This window comes from Streptomyces sp. NPDC096176 (genome assembly GCF_044763255.1).
In the GTDB taxonomy this organism is placed as follows: domain Bacteria; phylum Actinomycetota; class Actinomycetes; order Streptomycetales; family Streptomycetaceae; genus Streptomyces.
On sequence record NZ_JBIWFV010000004.1, the window covers coordinates 276898 to 293119 of the forward strand.

Annotated in this window: 14 protein-coding genes and 1 pseudogene; 8 read left to right on the plus strand and 7 right to left on the minus strand. The window is 71.8% G+C overall.

What is annotated here, in order from left to right; all coding sequences use genetic code 11:
- Positions 1 to 14 precede the first annotated feature (14 nt).
- The 6 genes from ACIQ7Q_RS13065 to ACIQ7Q_RS13090 all read right to left on the minus strand — a co-directional run bounded on the left by ACIQ7Q_RS13065 (position 15) and on the right by ACIQ7Q_RS13090 (position 6058).
- On the minus strand, positions 15 to 566 hold the full coding sequence (locus ACIQ7Q_RS13065; protein ID WP_403860529.1) for a DUF6058 family natural product biosynthesis protein: 552 nt from the start codon (positions 564 to 566) through the stop codon (positions 15 to 17).
- Positions 567 to 725: 159 nt separating this feature from the next.
- Positions 726 to 1502: a sugar phosphate isomerase/epimerase family protein gene (locus ACIQ7Q_RS13070; protein WP_403859667.1), complete on the minus strand. Its 777-nt coding sequence runs from the start codon at positions 1500 to 1502 to the stop codon at positions 726 to 728.
- Positions 1499 to 2434 (minus strand): GNAT family N-acetyltransferase, encoded by a 936-nt coding sequence (locus ACIQ7Q_RS13075; protein ID WP_403859670.1) that lies wholly within the window; start codon positions 2432 to 2434, stop codon positions 1499 to 1501. The genes ACIQ7Q_RS13070 and ACIQ7Q_RS13075 overlap by 4 nt, the downstream gene beginning before the upstream one ends.
- A gap of 41 nt (positions 2435 to 2475) precedes the next feature.
- Entirely contained in the window at positions 2476 to 3810 is a 1335-nt protein-coding gene (locus ACIQ7Q_RS13080) for an ion channel protein (RefSeq protein ID WP_403859673.1), read from the minus strand.
- An 83-nt stretch (positions 3811 to 3893) separates the two neighbouring features.
- A complete protein-coding gene (locus ACIQ7Q_RS13085; protein ID WP_403859676.1) occupies positions 3894 to 4325 on the minus strand; it encodes a hypothetical protein in 432 nt (143 codons plus the stop codon).
- Between the two features lie 659 nt (positions 4326 to 4984).
- Positions 4985 to 6058, minus strand: a complete 1074-nt coding sequence (locus ACIQ7Q_RS13090; protein WP_403859679.1) for a LacI family DNA-binding transcriptional regulator — start codon at positions 6056 to 6058, stop codon at positions 4985 to 4987.
- Between the two features lie 138 nt (positions 6059 to 6196).
- On the opposite strand from ACIQ7Q_RS13090, the gene ACIQ7Q_RS13095 reads away from it, so the two are divergent.
- The 7 genes from ACIQ7Q_RS13095 to ACIQ7Q_RS13125 all read left to right on the plus strand — a co-directional run bounded on the left by ACIQ7Q_RS13095 (position 6197) and on the right by ACIQ7Q_RS13125 (position 13344).
- Positions 6197 to 7348, plus strand: coding sequence for a Gfo/Idh/MocA family protein (locus ACIQ7Q_RS13095; protein ID WP_403859682.1), 1152 nt, complete (start codon positions 6197 to 6199; stop codon positions 7346 to 7348).
- Positions 7345 to 8511: a dihydrodipicolinate synthase family protein gene (locus tag ACIQ7Q_RS13100; RefSeq protein ID WP_403859684.1), complete on the plus strand. Its 1167-nt coding sequence runs from the start codon at positions 7345 to 7347 to the stop codon at positions 8509 to 8511. The genes ACIQ7Q_RS13095 and ACIQ7Q_RS13100 overlap by 4 nt, the downstream gene beginning before the upstream one ends.
- A 32-nt stretch (positions 8512 to 8543) precedes the next feature.
- A complete protein-coding gene (locus tag ACIQ7Q_RS13105) occupies positions 8544 to 9341 on the plus strand; it encodes a sugar phosphate isomerase/epimerase family protein (RefSeq protein ID WP_403860532.1) in 798 nt (265 codons plus the stop codon).
- A 55-nt stretch (positions 9342 to 9396) separates the two neighbouring features.
- Positions 9397 to 9855 (plus strand): hypothetical protein, encoded by a 459-nt coding sequence (locus ACIQ7Q_RS13110; RefSeq protein WP_403859687.1) that lies wholly within the window; start codon positions 9397 to 9399, stop codon positions 9853 to 9855.
- A 107-nt stretch (positions 9856 to 9962) separates the two neighbouring features.
- Positions 9963 to 10481 (plus strand): SigE family RNA polymerase sigma factor, encoded by a 519-nt coding sequence (locus ACIQ7Q_RS13115; RefSeq protein WP_403859690.1) that lies wholly within the window; start codon positions 9963 to 9965, stop codon positions 10479 to 10481.
- Positions 10478 to 11161 carry a hypothetical protein gene (locus ACIQ7Q_RS13120; protein ID WP_403859693.1) on the plus strand — a complete coding sequence of 228 codons (684 nt, stop codon included), beginning with the start codon at positions 10478 to 10480 and terminating at the stop codon, positions 11159 to 11161. The genes ACIQ7Q_RS13115 and ACIQ7Q_RS13120 overlap by 4 nt, the downstream gene beginning before the upstream one ends.
- Positions 11162 to 12087: 926 nt before the next feature.
- Positions 12088 to 13344, plus strand: a complete 1257-nt coding sequence (locus tag ACIQ7Q_RS13125) for a S8 family serine peptidase (RefSeq protein ID WP_403859696.1) — start codon at positions 12088 to 12090, stop codon at positions 13342 to 13344.
- Positions 13345 to 13448: 104 nt separating this feature from the next.
- Here the strand turns inward: ACIQ7Q_RS13125 and ACIQ7Q_RS13130 are convergent.
- Positions 13449 to 13817, minus strand: a pseudogene (locus ACIQ7Q_RS13130) (MFS transporter); the annotation flags it as partial.
- 120 nt (positions 13818 to 13937) lie between these two features.
- Between ACIQ7Q_RS13130 and ACIQ7Q_RS13135 the strand changes: the two are divergent.
- Positions 13938 to 16154, plus strand: coding sequence for an ATP-dependent RecD-like DNA helicase (locus ACIQ7Q_RS13135; RefSeq protein ID WP_403859699.1), 2217 nt, complete (start codon positions 13938 to 13940; stop codon positions 16152 to 16154).
- The last annotated feature ends 68 nt before the right edge of the window (positions 16155 to 16222 follow it).

Below are 16222 nucleotides of genomic sequence, written 5' to 3' on the forward strand. Positions count from 1 at the left end.
TGTGCGGGTGAGCCTCATCCCCCGAACGCGGCGGAGCCGCGCGGGAAGCGGGCGCGCATCGCGTCGATGCAGAGGTCCCGGGAGGTGGGGCCGCCGAAGCGAAGACGGTCGTAGCCGGTGAAAGCCGGTGCCAGTGCGTCAAGTTCGTCGATCGCGGCGTGAAGCCGGGCCTCCCACCGGGGCGAACCGGTGTCCGGGTCGTGCGGCGCCGCCGTGATCTCGGTCGTCAGGCGCTCCTTGCGCTGGATCGTCGCCGGCGTGACCGAATGCAGGCACACGTACTGGCCGCTCAGATACGCCTGCCACTCCTGCCGCCCCACTGCCGGGTCCGCCCAGTGCGCGACGAACCAGGCCTCGAGCTTCTCGGGACCTCCGGCCTGCTCCGTCAGCGCGAACAGGTCCCTGGGCACCATCTCCGCACCGTCGGAGCGCAGATAGCCGGGCAGTGGCAGCAGTCCTGCCAGCATGCTCAGACGCACCGCGTCGGTATCGTGCCCCATGGTGACGCACAGGTCGTCGAGCACCACGAACTGGGCGTTGACGTACACGTCGTCCGCCGAAGTCATCGGGTGGTCGCCGTTGATCTGCCGGAACCTGGCGGCCAGTTCACGCTCGTACACAGGACCTCGTTCCTCGCTGGGTCGGTTCCGTGCACGCTAGCCTCGGGACGGTTCGGCACCCGCCGAACCGTCCCGGCGCCCGTCGGAACAGGGCGAGCAGGTCTCTCAGGTCAGCGCGAGCAGGTGCTCCCGGCCGGCCGTCAGCAGGCCCGGCAGCTCCGGCGCCGTCGGGTGCCAGCGCTTCTCGTACTCCCAGCACACCCAGCCGTCCGGGTCCGCGAGCGCCAGGCACTCGGCGAGCGGCACCTCGCCCCGGCCCAGCGGCAGCGGGTTCAGGTCGACGCGGGATGCGACGTCCTTGACCTGGATGTACCCGAGGAAGGGACTCAGCGCCGCGTGGGTCACCTCCGGAGCCTCCCCGCCGAGCCACGGATGCAGCACGTCCCACAGCGCGCCGGCGTGCTTGTGACCGACCAGCCCCAGGACACGGGTGACGTCGGCACCGGTCCGGTGCGAGTCGTGCGTCTCGAGCAGGATCCGTACGCCGAGGTCGGCGGCCGTTTCCGCGGCCGCGCCCAGTCGGCGGGCGGCGATGGCGTCGGCCTCCGCCGGGTCGAGATCGCCACCGCCGGGGAAGACCCGGACGAACGGGGCGCCGAGGTCCTTCGCCAGCCGGCAGAGGGCTTCCATTTCCTTGATCACGGGAACGTCGTCGCCCGCCGCGGCGATCCGCGCGTACCCGGCGACAGTGAGGATCTCGACGCCCGCGCGCTGGAACTCCCGTACCGCCTCCGCCCGTTCGGTCGTGCCGATGCCGGGGTGCACCGGCTCCTCCGGGTGGGCGCGCAGCTCCACGCCCTGATAGCCGCTGTCGGTGGCGAGCCGCGCCACCTCCGTGAGCGGCCTGCCCGGCACGCCGAGGGTCGAGAAGGCGAACTTCATCGATCTGTTCCTTCCTGCAGTGACAGCCGCCAGTCCTGTCCGACCAGATCCGCTCCGTACGAGCGGTGCGGCTTCTCGGCGACGAGCGTGAACCCGGCCCGCTGATAGATCCGGCGGGCCCCGGCCAGTACGTCGTTCGTCCACAACACCATGTCCCGGTACCCCGCCTCGCGCGCGAAATCCACGGCGGTGCGCACGAGCATGTCGCCGAGGCCGTGTCCCCGGGCGCCGGGCTCGACGAGCAGCAGCCGCAGCCGTGCCGTGGCCGGGGCGTCGTCGCGGACGCACATCACCGAGCCCACCGGGCGCCCGTCCAGCTCGGCGATCCACACCCGCTCCAGACGGGGGTCGTGGTCCTGCGCGAAGTCCGCAACGATCCGGGCCACGAGGCCTTCGAAGTCCGCGTTCCACCCGTACTCGGCGGCGTACAGAGCGCCGTGCCGCTGAACGATCCAGCCCAGGTCGCCGGGCCCGGGCCTGCGCAGGACGGGCTCGGCGCGGCCGGCCGGCGACGCGGTGGAGAGGAGGTCGCGGACGGTGCGCAGAGCCTCGGTGAGCCGCTCCCGTTCGGCCTCGGGCACCCCCGCCACCAGCGTGCCGACGGCCTGCCGCGAGCGTTCGTCGAGCAGCGCGGCGGCCTGGCGGCCACGGTCGGTGAGTGTGATCCGCTGCCGACGCGGATCACGCTCCGACGGCGCCCGCACCACCAGCCCGTCGCGCTCGAAACCGGCGAGCAACCGGCTCAGATAGCCGGCGTCGAGCGACAGAGCGCCCCGCAGGTCGGCGGCATCGGTGCGGGGGCTGTGGGCCAGTTCGTACAGGACACGCGACTCGGTGAGGGTGTACGGGGTGTACAGGTGCTTGCCGTAGTCGAGGGCACCGATGACGTTGGTGTAGAAGCGGTTGAAGGCGCGGATCTCTTGTATCGGCATGCTCGGCTCACCTGACCGCTGCGTGGGGCGTTTTCTTTGACTCAGTCAACGCTACGAGGCCGGGCTGCCCCGGGCAAGGCACCCTCCGTTTGCGCGCCCTTGATCAGCATTTCCGGGCGGCCGGTGACGACGAACCAGGCGGGCAGGGCCGCCACACACAGCAGCGGCAGCAGATGGACGTCGGCGGCGAGGACCGCGGCCATGAACAGACTCAGCCAGCCCTGCCGTGTGGTGGCGAGCAGCACGCCGAGCACGGCCGCCGCGATCGCCACCGGCATGGGCACGGTCGTGACGAGGGCATGGGCGAACATACCGAGGGCCACACCGATGAACACGGCCGGGAAGATCCGCCCTCCCTGGAAGCCGCAGGAGGCGGCGACGACGAGCGCAGCCAGCTTCACGAGAGCGAGAAGCAGCAGATTGCCCGCGCTGTGGGCTCCGGGATCGGCCGTGAGTTCCTTCATCTGCTCGAGGCCCTTGAAAAGGGTCAGTTGCCCGCCGAGCACACCCAGCGCCCCGAGCACCAGTCCACCGGCGGTCAGCATGAGAACCGGGTGTCCCAGCCGGTGGAAGACGCGGTGGACGTGGGGGAAGACGTACACGGCGGCAAGTGTGACGACGGCCGCGGCGGAGGCGATGGCCATCGCGGACACCGCGTCGATCAGTCGCGGCCCGGGATACGGGCTCGAGCGCACGGTCAGCGCGGGCGCCGCGATCAGCACGGTCGTCACGGACCCTGCCCCGGCGGCGACCAGGGGGGCGAAGAGCCGGTCCCACAAGGGGCGCGGATCGGGCACGCCGGAGGCTTCGGAGAGGATCAGAGCGGCCGCGACCGGTGTCCCGAACAGCGCGCCGACGGTGCCGGCGACGGCGAGCGAGACCCAGACGGCGCCGGACTGGCGCGGCATGACCTTCATGCCCAGCGCGCAGGCGAGCGCGACGTTGATCGAGGTGATCGGGTTCTCGGGCCCCAGGCTCACCCCGCCCGCCAAGGTGATGACAGCGGCGAGCAGAACACCCGGCAGGATCCCCACCGGCAACGGCGGGTCGACCAGACCACGGGTGGCCGGGTCGGGACCGGTGTGGCCGGGGAACTTCCACACGATCAGGCCGACGGCCACCCCGGCCGCCGTGAGCATCGCCATGGTCCAGCCCGCCGAAGTGCCCGAGACGCCGAGCCCGTCGGGCAACGTGTCCCACAGCAAGTGCTGGATCCGCTCGGCGATCCAGCTGACGCCGAACAGGAGGAGGCTCGACCCGACACCGATGAGCAGCGCGGGCAGTACGAGAGGGAGCAGGGCGCGTGCCTGCGGGGGGATGGCGCGATACGGGTGCGACCCGGCCGCGGAAAGGCCGTAGGCTGCTTCGCGCGTCATGCTGCCTCCCGCGACGGTGAACCGCCGCCCGGCCGCGCGCGGAGGCTCCGTGGGCGGCCGGGCGTGAGGTCAGGAACGTGAGGTCAGGAAGCTGACGTACGGCCGCGATCGGTGCACAGCGCCCAGATGACGAACACGGCGATCGCGATGGACACCAGCGCCCAGACCGGCTGGTACGGAAGCCAGATGAACTGCAGGACGACGACCAGGACGGCGATCCCGACACCGAGGCCCCGCGCCCAGGCGGCGCCCGAGAGGATGCCCCAGCCGACGACGGCGACCACGAGGCCGAGGATCACGTGGATCCAGCCCCAGGTCGTGAGGTTGAACTTGAAGACGTAGTCGCCGATGCGCGTGTAGACGTCGTCCTCCACCAGAGCGGCGATCCCGGCGAGGACGCCGAGGATGCCTTCCAACAGCATCAGCACTCCGGCGAAGGTCGTCCCACCGGACGCCCAGGCCCTCTCGGCACCGCCGCGTGCGGGCTTTTCGGTGCTGCGGGTGGCGTTGCTCATGCTCGTCCTCCGTGCTCTGCGGGCAGGGACTCCAGCGTTTGCCCGCCGGGGCGGGATGGCGAGCGGTGTGGGCCAATGAGGTGACACCCGGGGGCGTGAACCGAGGCCCGCTCCGGTTGTGAACCACCTCCGCCCGGAGCGGCCCCGCCCTCCCAGGAGCCCGCACGTCTGCGGGCCGCCCCGCCCCGGCGCGGGCGGGCCGGGCGCGGTTTACCCGGGACATCGCACCGGCCGCGCGGGGCCTTCGGCTCCGGCGCGCCCCGGCCGACGGCACCGAAACGGCGTCGCACGCCTGGCACGACCGACCCCGGGCGGTCCCCGGCTCCCGAGACCGGTCCCCAACAGGGCGGCTCTGCCTCGCCGCTCCCGTCTCGCCGCGTCGCATGCCGCCGACCTGGCGCCCCGTGCGCCTGCCACCGCGCGCACCGCGAGCGGCGTGGCGCTCCTGCCCCGCATCCGCGCTCACCGCGTGCGACGCTGCCCCCGCCCCTGCCACCCCTCGCACCCGCGTTGACCGTGGGGGGACGCCGTGGTCCCGCATCCGCGCTCGCCGTGCGGGACGCCGTGCTCCCGTCTCGCCGCGTCACATGCCGCCGGGGTGGCGCGCCCCGTGCGCCTGCCACGCGGGCGACGCCGCGCTCCCGCATCCGCCCCGAGCGTCACCGCTCCCGCGGCGGGGCCGTCGAGTTCCTCGCCATCAGTTCGGCCGCGATCGTCGCGATGCCGCCCGGGGGCGGAGCCTCGTTGCCCATCGCCAGCCTGCCCGCGCGGGCGCCTGCCTCGAACAGCGGCAGGCGGACCGTGGTCAGCGAGGGCACCGCGTCCACGGAGAAGGGCAGGTCGTCGAAGCCCGCGACGGAGATGTCCTCGGGGATCCGCAACCCCTGGTCCCGCAGCGCCGCGCACGCGCCCAGCGCGACCGTGTCGTTCGCGGCGACGATCGCCGTCAGCCCCGGTTCCCTGCGCAGCAGTTCGCGGGTGGCGTCGTATCCGGAGCGGCGGTCGTACGGGCCGTGGACGGTGAGGTGTTCCTGCTCGGCCGCGTCCCCGGCCAGTCCGGCCGCGTCCATCGCGGCCCGGTGGCCCTCGAGTCGGTGGCGGGTGGTGGTGCGTTCCACGGGGCCGGCGACGTACCCGATGCGGCGGTGGCCGAGCGCGATCAGGTGCTCGGTGAGCCGCCGCCCGCCGCCTCGGTTGTCGAATGCGAGTGCGGCGACGATCGCGTCGCTGCCGGGAAGTGGCGGGCGGCCGCACAGGACGACCCGCGTTCCGGCGTCCGCGAGCTTGGCGAGCTTCGCGCTCATGGCTTCGATGTGGGCCGGGTCCTCCAGGGCGCCGCCGGTGAGGATCACGGCCGCGGCCCGCTGGCGCTGGAGCAGGGTGAGGTAGGTCAGTTCGCGTTCGGGCGAGCCGCCGGTGTTGCAGACGACGGCGAGTTTCTCGCCGCCGCCCCGCCCGGTGCCCTCCTGGCCGCCGATCTCGGTCTGTGCCGCCCCCGCCATGATCCCGAAGAACGGGTCGGCGATGTCGTTGACGAGGATGCCGACAAGGTCGGACGTGGCGGCGGCGAGCGAGCTGGCCGGGCCGTTGAGTACGTAGTCGAGCTCGTCCACCGCACGCAGCACCCGCTCCCGCGTCGACGCGGCGACCGGGTAGTTGCCGTTCAACACGCGGGAGACGGTCGCCGGGGACACCCGGGCGCGCGCCGCCACATCCGCCAGGGTGACTGTCATCGCTTTCCTCCGCAGGAGATGGTCCGGCCCCTTGTCCGGGCCGCTGTCGGCAGGCTAGCTTCATACCGCGTAGAAAGCGCTTGCTACGCTCATATCGAGGTACCTCGGGGGAACCGAGATGGATGACGGAGGAACGTCGTGACACGCAGGACAGTGCGGATCGCCATGAACGGCGTCACAGGACGGATGGGCCACCGCCAGCATCTGGTGCGCTCGATCCTCGCGATCCGCGAACAGGGCGGGCTCGACCTCGGGGGCGGCGAGGTGCTCTGGCCGGAGCCCGTGCTCGTCGGCCGGCGCGAACACGCGCTGCGCGAGCTCGCCGAGCAGCACGGCCTGACCGAGATCTCGACCGACGTCGACGCCGTGTTCGCCGACGACACCGTCGACATCTACTTCGACGCCCAGGTCACCTCCGCCCGCGTGGAGGCCCTGAAGAAGGCCATCGCGGCGGGCAAGCACATCTACACCGAGAAGCCGACCGCCACCGACGTCGCGGGCGCCCTGGAGCTGGCCCGCCTCGCGCAGAGCAGGGGCATCAAGCACGGCGTCGTCCAGGACAAGATCTTCCTGCCGGGCCTGCTGAAGCTGAAGCGCCTGATCGACAGTGGCTTCTTCGGGGAAATCCTGTCCGTGCGCGGCGAGTTCGGCTACTGGGTCTTCGAGGGTGACTGGCAGGAGGCGCAGCGCCCGAGCTGGAACTACCGCAGCGAGGACGGCGGCGGCATCGTCGTCGACATGTTCCCGCACTGGGAGTACGTGCTGCACGAGCTGTTCGGCCGCGTCACCTCCGTCAACGCGCATGTCGCCACGCACATCCCGCAGCGCTGGGACGAGCAGGGCAAGCCGTACGCCGCGACCGCCGACGACGCCGCGTACGGAATCTTCCAGCTGGAGGGCGGCGCGGTCGCCCAGATCAACTCCTCCTGGACGGTACGGGTCAACCGCGACGAACTCGTCGAGTTCCAGGTCGACGGCACGCACGGCTCCGCGGTCGCCGGCCTGCGCAACTGCCGTGCCCAGCACCGCTCCGCCACACCCAAGCCGGTGTGGAACCCGGACCTGCCGGTCACCGAGTCGTTCCGCGACCAGTGGCAGGAGATCCCCGACAACGGCGATTTCGACAACGGCTTCAAGGCCCAGTGGGAGCTGTTCCTGCGCCATGTCGCCCTCGATGAGCCGTACCATTGGGACCTGCTCGCAGGCGCGCGCGGCGTCCAGCTCGCCGAGCTGGGCCTGCGCTCGTCGGCGGAGGGCCGCAGGCTGGACGTGCCGGAGCTGACGCCGTGACGATCCGACTCCCACGGCCCGACGGCGCCCTGTCCCCTTACGAGCCGCGCACCGAGCCCCTGCGGTTCGCGCCGGGCGCGCCCCTCGCCTCCCGCACGGTCTACTCCGCCGCCCATGTGGTGGCCGACCCGTACGCAGACACCGACCCCGACTCCCCGGCCGCCGTCGACTGGGACGCCACGCTCGCGTTCCGCCGCCATCTGTGGTCGCACGGGCTCGGCGTGGCGGAGGCCATGGACACGGCGCAGCGGGGGATGGGCCTCGACTGGGCGGGTGCGGCGGAGCTGATCCGCCGCTCGGCGACCGAAGCGCGGTCGGTGGGCGGCACGATCGCCTGCGGAGTCGGCACGGACCAGCTGGCGGGCCCGGCGACGCTCGACGAGGTGCGCGCGGCCTACGAGGAACAGCTCGCCCTCGTCGAATCCACCGGCGCCGGGGCGATCCTGATGGCCTCCCGCGCGCTGGCCGCGGCGGCGACCTCCGTGGACGACTACCTCACGGTCTACGGACACCTGCTGCGGCAGGCCTCGGAGCCGGTGATCCTGCACTGGCTCGGGCCGATGTTCGACCCTGCGCTGGAGGGCTACTGGGGCTCGCCGGACCTGGACGCGGCCACCGAGGTCTTCCTCGACGTGATCGCGACCCACCCCGACAAGGTGGACGGCATCAAGATCTCGCTGCTGGACGCGCGCCGGGAGGTGGAGCTGCGCCGGCGCCTTCCGCAGGGCGTGCGCTGCTACACGGGCGACGACTTCAACTACCCCGAGCTGATCGCCGGCGAGGAGCCGGCGGCGGGAGGATGCTTCAGCCACGCTCTGCTCGGCATCTTCGACCCGCTGGGACCGCTGGCGGCGGAGGCCGTACGGGTGCTGGACACCGGGGACGTGGACGGCTTCCGCAAGCTCCTCGACCCCACGGTCGACCTCTCCCGCCACCTCTTCCAACGGCCCACGCGCTTCTACAAGACGGGCGTGGTGCTCCTGGCGTGGCTGGCCGGCCACCAGACGCACTTCTCGATGGTCGGCGGCCTGCAGTCCGCGCGCTCCCTGCCCCATCTCGCGCGGGCGTACGAACTGGCCGACGGACTCGGCCTGTTCCCGGACCCGGCCGAGGCAGAGAGCCGTATGAAATCCCTGCTCAGCGTCTATGGAGTCACGCAGTGAACGACCCCCTCTCCCGCTTCAGCATCAACCAGATGACGGTCAAACAGCTGACCCTGCCCGAGCTGACGGAAGCCTGCGTCCGGCTCGGTATCCCGGCCGTCGGGCTGTGGCGCGAACCGGTCGCCGCGTACGGGCTCGAGGCCGCGGCCAAACTCGTCCACGACGCCGGACTGGCCGTCAGCTCCCTCTGCAGGGGCGGCTTCCTCACCGCGACCGACCCGGCGGAGCGCGCCCGCGCGCTGGACGACAACCGCGCGGCCATCGACGAGGCGGCGACGCTGGGCACGGACACCCTGGTCCTCGTCTCCGGCGGCCTCCCGGCAGGCAGCCGCGACCTGGCTGCCGCGCGGGAACGCATCGCGGACGCGCTGGCGGTCCTGGCGCCCTATGCGGGGGAGCGGGGCGTACGGCTGGCGATCGAACCGCTGCACCCGATGTACGCGGCGGACCGCTGCGTCGTCTCGACCCTGGACCAGGCCCTTGACCTGGCGGAACGCTTCCCAGCGGACCAGGTGGGCGTGGTGTTGGACACGTACCACATCTGGTGGGACGACCGGGCCCCCGCGGCGGTGGCGCACGCGGGTGCTGCGGGCCGCATCCACTCGTTCCAACTGGCCGACTGGACAACCCCGTTGCCCGCCGGCGTGCTCACCGGTCGCGGTCAGCTGGGCGACGGCGCGATCGACCTGCGGGCATGGCGCGAGCGTGTCGAGGCGACGGGCTGGACGGGCTTCATCGAGGTGGAGCTCTTCAACGACGGGCTGTGGGCGCGGGACGGGGTGGAGGTGCTGGAGGAGACGGCGGGGCGGTTCGCGGTCGAGGTGTTCTGAGCGCCGGCCACGGGGAAACCCGCGACACGGCACGTGGTCGGCCGCGGCCACGACCGTGAAGGCGGCCGAGACAGGGCCGCGCGTCGTTCAGCCGTACCAGCCCGTGGAGATAGGCCAGGGCGCGAAGATGGGGCTGCTCCCGCAGGGTCGGCAGAACTACGTCGTGGCATGGGAGGACTTCGAGGGTTCCGTCGAGCGGGCCAAGGCGTACGTCGGGGACAGCATCCGTCCGAACAGCCTCAGCGGCGGCCTGCGGACCGACGGGGACGACGCCCTGTTCACGGGCGCGTTCCGTACCGACACGGTGCCCGCGCGCATCACCGTCCGCGTCGGCACCGGCCCCGAGCAGGCCGCGGGCATGCTGATGCTTCCCGGTGAGCCGGGCTGGGGCACGTACCACCTCGATGCGGCGGGCGCCGGTGCGCCCGAGGAGACCACCACGGTGACCGCGTACGGCGCGGACGGCGCGGTGCTCGCCACCCTGTCGTTCGAGCCCTTCCAGGCCGGCCGCTGACGACAGTCCCGCCCGTAGGGCGGCCATGTCACGCTGTTGCGCCGGCAACGAGGGAGCGGCACAACAGCGTGGCGTGTGCCGCGCGGACGGCGAACACGAGGACTCGCTTGGAGACGAGCGCGGAGGCGGAGTTCCGGGCGTTCGTGGTCAGCCGCTGGCCACGCATGCTCCGTACCGCCCATCTGCTGACCGGACACCACCACGACGCGGAGGACCTGGTGCAGGCGGCCCTGGCCAAGGCGTATGTGAAGTGGGAACGCGTACAAGGGGCCGACGACCCCGACTCCTACGTGTGGCGCATCATGATCAACGCCAATGTGGACCGGCTGCGGCGAACCCGGCTCCGCGAGTGGCTCACCACCCGCTTCCCGGAGACCGCCGCCCCGGACCGGACCGACGCCGTGACGCAGCGGGGGGCCGTGATGGACGCGCTCGGCCAACTGCCGCCGAAGCAGCGGGCGGTGGTCGTACTGCGCTACCTGGAGGACCGCAGTGAGAGCGAGGTGGCCCGACTGCTCGGCACCGGGATCGGTACGGTGCGCAGTCATACGGCACGCGCCCTGAAGAAGCTGCGCGAGCATCCGGGCATCGTCCCGGCGCACATGACGGGGGAGCGGCAGCCGTGAACGAGGACGACATGCGACTCGGCGACACGCTGCGCCGCGAGGCGGACGCCGTGCCCGTGGGCCCGGCGCCGGTGGACGAGGTGCTCCGCCGGGGAAGGGCGGCGCGGCGGCGCCGTACCGCAGCGGGCGCGGGCGCGTTCACTGTGCTCGCCGTCGTGCTCGCTCTCGTGCCCCTGACCGGGCGGTCACCGCACCCGCCCCCGCCCCCGCCGGCGACGGCCCCACCCGTCACCGCCATGCCCTCGAGCATCCGTACGGTCCAGCCGTACGAACCGGTGGCCATCGGCCACGGCATCGGGATGGCATTGTTGCCGGACGGTCGGCAGAACTACGTCGTGGGCCCGGGTGACCTCACCGCCGCGATCGACGACGCCCGCTCCTATCCCGGGGACAACATCCGCGACGACAGCATCAGCTCCGGGAAGGACATCGACACCGAACATGTCCTGTACCGGGGCGCGTTCCGCACCGACAGGGTCCCTTCCAGGGTCGAGGTCCGCCTCGACTCGGGCGAGCGGATCGCGGCGTCCGTGCTCCGTCTCCACAGCGACCCGGGCTGGGGCACGTACTACGCCTTCGGCGACCCGGCCCGGGGCACGGAGGGGTGGACGGTCACCGCGTACGGGGCGGACGGCGGTGTGTTGGTGGAGCAGCACTTCGGGAACGCGGCTGCTCCCTGAAGGCCACCGCACGCGGGACGAGCCGGCGTGGCCGGAACCGATCCCTGGAACATGGCGGAAATTACTCCGCGCGATCGTGCAACCATCTCTGCGTCACCGGAGTCGTACGTGGCGTCAGGGTTTCGGGGGTAGCGCATCCGGGGGGACAGCGCTGGGCCTTGGCGGGGGAGCGTAAGGGGCCCGGTCATCGACCGGGCCCCCTCTTCGTGGTGGCAACACCTGGGCCAGGCCGGACAGTTATGTCTCGGTCATCGCGCCCGAGCTCGCCGCAGCGATAGTCAACTCCCTGCTGGTCCCGAACGGGCGCGTTCCGGTACGGCGGCAGACCGCACCGGACCGCAGAGCGTCCCACCGGACGGCGACCTCGCAGGCCCGCCGCCCCCGGCCACCCGTACCGGCGCCCGCTCCGCACGAACCGACCGGCGCCCGCCTCTCCGACCGGTCGGACACCCGCCAGCCACCCGACGCCGCTCGCGTCGGGCTTCACGGCGGCGCCCCCGGCTGCTCATCGCGGCGGGCACCCTGGTCGTGAACGCCCCTCCTGATCGCACGCACGCGAACGGTGGCCCCGCGTCCCGAAGAGCGCACGCGCACAGCCCGCGCGCCGGCCGCTGCGCGCCATCGCGACGACCTGCCGCGAGCCCGGGCCTGACCGGCCCGCCACCCACCCCCTCCGCGCCTCCACCCGACGCCCATGCCCCGCCCCGCCCCGCCCCGCCCGGGGAGGCGAACCGTCGCGGCACGAACCCGACACGGCCACATGGTTGACATGGACTCAGGGAATCCAGTGAGCAGCCGGATGTCGGACCCGCGCACCGGCGTCAAACCTGCTAGCTCTTGGGCGCGACAGCGAATCGAACGATCCCGGAACAAGAACGACATCCAGGCCGGTTCGCGCTCCCCAATGCCATCGAGAAAGGTCCGGGATGCCCAAGATCTTCGGCGCTACCCTCCTTGCACTTGCCCTGGCGGCGGCCTCGCCGGCCCCTGCGGCGGTGGCCAAGGCGCCCACGCAGTCCGACCAGGTCTCCGGCCGGTACATCGTGACCCTCAAGGACGCCGCCACCTTCGGTGACGCCGAGGCGACCGTGGACGCGGCCGTCGAGCAGGCCTCCTCCATGGGGGCCGTGGTACGGCACGTGTACCGCCACGCCCTCCACGGCTACTCGGCGTCCATGAGCCCGAGCGCGGCGGCCGAACTGGCCGACGACCCGCACGTCGAGTCGGTGGAGCCCGACCGCGAGGTGCGGATCGCCGCCCAGTCGGTCCCGCTTGGTGTGGACCGCGCGGAGGCCGACCTCAGCCCCACCGCGGCCATCGACGGCGTCGACACCCGGGTCGATGCCGATGTCGCGGTGATCGACACCGGAGTCGATCCGAACCACCCGGACCTGAACGTGTACAAGAAGGGTGCCAAGAGCTGCTGGCTTCCCCAGCTGCCCCCGTTGGACCTGCACGGTCACGGCACGCACGTCGCCGGAACGATCGGCGCCCTGGACAACGACAACGGGGTCGTCGGTACGGCACCCGGGGCACGGATCTGGCCCGTCCAGGTGCTCAGCCCCCTCGGGGCGGGTAGCACCTCGGACGTCGTCTGCGGCATCGACTACGTGACCGAGCACGCCGACGAGATCGAGGTCGTCAACATGAGCCTGGGCGGTTCGGGCTCCGACGACGGCGACTGCGGTGCGAGCAACAACGACGCCATGCACAAGGCGATCTGCGCCTCCGTCGCCGCGGGCGTCACCTACGCCGTCGCGGCGGCCAACGACCACGTCGACGCCAAGGACACCGTCCCCGCCGCGTACGACGAAGTGATCACCGTCAGCGCCCTGGCCGACTTCGACGGCAAGGGCGGTGGCCTCGGCAGCGCCACCTGCCGCAGCGACCGGGACGACACCTTCGCCGACTTCTCCAACTTCGGCTCCGACATCGACCTGATCGCCCCGGGGGTGTGCATCCGCTCCACCTTCACGGGCGGCGGCTACTCCACCCTGTCCGGCACCTCGATGGCCGCTCCGCATGTCGCGGGTGGCGCAGCCCTGTACCTGGCGAAGCACGCCGACGCGTCGCCCGGCGAGGTCAAGGCCGCCCTGATCCGCGCCGGCAGCTCCGACTGGATCGCGCCTTCCGAGGACGGCGACAAGGTCAAGGAGCCACTCCTCAGGCTCCGTTCGTTCTGAGCGGCGTCACTCACCGACGGCGACGGGCGACCCCGTGAGCGGGACCCTCCACCGGGTTCCGGCCCACGCGGTCGCCCGTCGCCGCCTGCATCGCGGGCCTCGCGCTACGGCGTCGGCTCGCGGGCGTCGTACCGCATGAACCCGCCACCGCGCAGGGCGAGCAGACCCACCGCCACGACGCAGGCGAGTCCGCCGCCGGTGATGGCGACCGCGGGGGACGAGAGGTCGGCGACCGAGCCGGCGAGGAAGTCCCCGAGACGCGGCCCACCCGCCACGACGACGATGAAGACGCCCTGGAGCCGTCCGCGCATCTCGTCCGGTGCGGCTGCCTGGAGCATGGTGTTGCGGAAGACCATGGACACGGTGTCCGCGCAGCCCGCGAGGGCGAGGAAGAACAACCCGAGCCAGAGGTTCCTGGTCAGCCCGAACACGGCGGTCGCCGTTCCCCAGGCGGCGACGGCGAGCAGGATCGCGCGAGGCGCGTGGCGACCACCGGTGGCAGCCGTGGGCGGGAGCCGGTCGACCCGCTCGGCCGGAAGCGGGGTTGTCCACAGGCCGCCCGCGCTGTCGGAGCGCGGCGATAACGTCGGGGCATGTCCAATCCGGTCGTGTTCCAACCCGCTGTGCTCGAAGGCGTGCTCGAGCGGATCACGTATGCCAACGAGGAGAACGGCTACACGGTCGCCCGCGTCGACACCGGCCGCGGCGGCGACCTGCTCACCGTCGTCGGGTCGCTGCTCGGTGCGCAGGTAGGCGAGTCGCTGCGGATGGAGGGCCGTTGGGGCTCACACCCGCAGTACGGCAAGCAGTTCACCGTGGAGAACTACACGACCGTCCTGCCCGCCACGATCCAGGGCATACGGCGCTATCTCGGCTCGGGGCTGATCAAGGGGATCGGGCCGAAGATCGCCGAGCGGATCGTCGACCACTTCGGCACGGACACGCTCGACGTCATCGAGCAGGAGCCGAAGAGGCTCATCGAGGTGCCGGGGCTCGGGCCGAAGCGGACGAAGTTGATCGGCGCTGCCTGGGAGGAGCAGAAGGCCATCAAGGAGGTCATGGTCTTCCTCCAGGGCGTGGGCGTGTCGACGTCCATCGCGGTGCGTATCTACAAGAAGTACGAGGACGCCTCGATCTCGGTCGTGAAGAACCAGCCGTACCGTCTGGCGGCCGACGTGTGGGGCATCGGCTTCCTGACCGCCGACCGGATCGCCCAGGCGGTCGGGATACCGCACGACAGCCCCGAGCGGGTCAAGGCCGGTCTGCAGTACGCCCTTTCCCAGTCGACCGACCAGGGCCACTGTTTTCTGCCGCAGGAGCAACTGATCTCGGACGCGGTGAAGCTGCTCGCGGTGGACACCGGCCTCGTCATCGACTGCCTCGCCGAGCTCGCGGTCGACGAGGAGGGTGTCGTACGGGAGCAGGTGCCCGGACCGGAGGGGGGAGAGCCGGTGACGGCGGTGTACCTGGTGCCGTTCCACCGCGCGGAGCTGTCCCTAGCCGGGCAGGTGCGGCGGCTGCTGGGGGCGGAGGACGATCGGATGCCGGCGTTCGGGGAGGTGGCGTGGGACAAGGCGCTGGCGTGGCTCGCGAACCGTACGGGCGCGAAGCTGGCGCCCGAGCAGGAGGCGGCGGTCAAGCTCGCGCTGACCAGCAAGGTCGCCGTGCTCACCGGCGGGCCGGGCTGCGGCAAGTCGTTCACCGTCCGCTCGATCGTGGAGCTGGCCCGTGCCAAGAAGGCCAAGGTCGTGCTCGCGGCCCCCACGGGCCGTGCGGCCAAGCGTCTCGCCGAGCTCACCGGTGCCGAGGCGTCCACCGTGCACCGGCTGCTGGAGCTCAAGCCCGGCGGGGACGCGGCCTACGATCGGGACCGGCCGCTGGACGCGGATCTGGTCGTCGTCGACGAGGCGTCGATGCTCGACCTGCTGCTCGCCAACAAGCTGGTCAAGGCCGTGGCGCCGGGCGCGCATCTGCTGCTGGTCGGTGACGTTGACCAGCTGCCGAGCGTCGGGGCCGGCGAGGTGCTGCGCGACCTGCTCGCAGAGGGTGGTCCGGTGCCGAGCGTGCGTCTGACGCGGATCTTTCGCCAGGCACAGCAGTCCGGCGTGGTCACCAACGCGCATCGGATCAATTCCGGTCTGCAGCCCATCACTTCGGGTCTCGCCGACTTCTTCCTGTTCGTCGAGGAGGAGACGGAGGACGCGGGCAGGCTGGCCGTGGACGTGGCGGCCCGGCGCATCCCGGCGAAGTTCGGCCTGGACCCGAGACGCGATGTCCAGGTGCTGGCGCCGATGCACCGGGGCCCGGCCGGTGCGGGGACGCTCAACGGGCTGCTTCAGCAGGCGATCACCCCGGCCCGTCCCGAGCTTCCGGAGAAGCGCTTCGGCGGTCGGGTTTTCCGTGTCGGCGACAAAGTGACCCAGATCAGAAACAATTATGACAAGGGGCGTAACGGGGTCTTCAACGGCACCGTCGGCGTCGTCACGTCGCTCCAGGTGGAGGACCAGCGGCTGACCGTGCTGACCGACGAGGACGAGGAGGTCGGCTACGACTTCGACGAGCTGGACGAGCTGGCCCACGCCTACGCGGTGACGATCCACCGTTCTCAGGGCAGTGAGTATCCGGCGGTGGTGATCCCGGTCACCACCGGGGCGTGGATGATGCTTCAGCGCAATCTGCTCTACACGGCCGTCACCAGGGCGAAGCGGCTCGTCGTGCTGGTCGGCTCCCGCAAGGCGATAGGTCAGGCCGTGCGGACCGTTTCCGCAGGCAGGCGCTGCACGGCGCTCGCCCACCGACTGGCCGCGTGAGCCCGCCGTCCGGAAGGGCCCGGTGGGCGGATGGTTCGGGCCTGCCGGGGTGGGGAACACCACCCCGA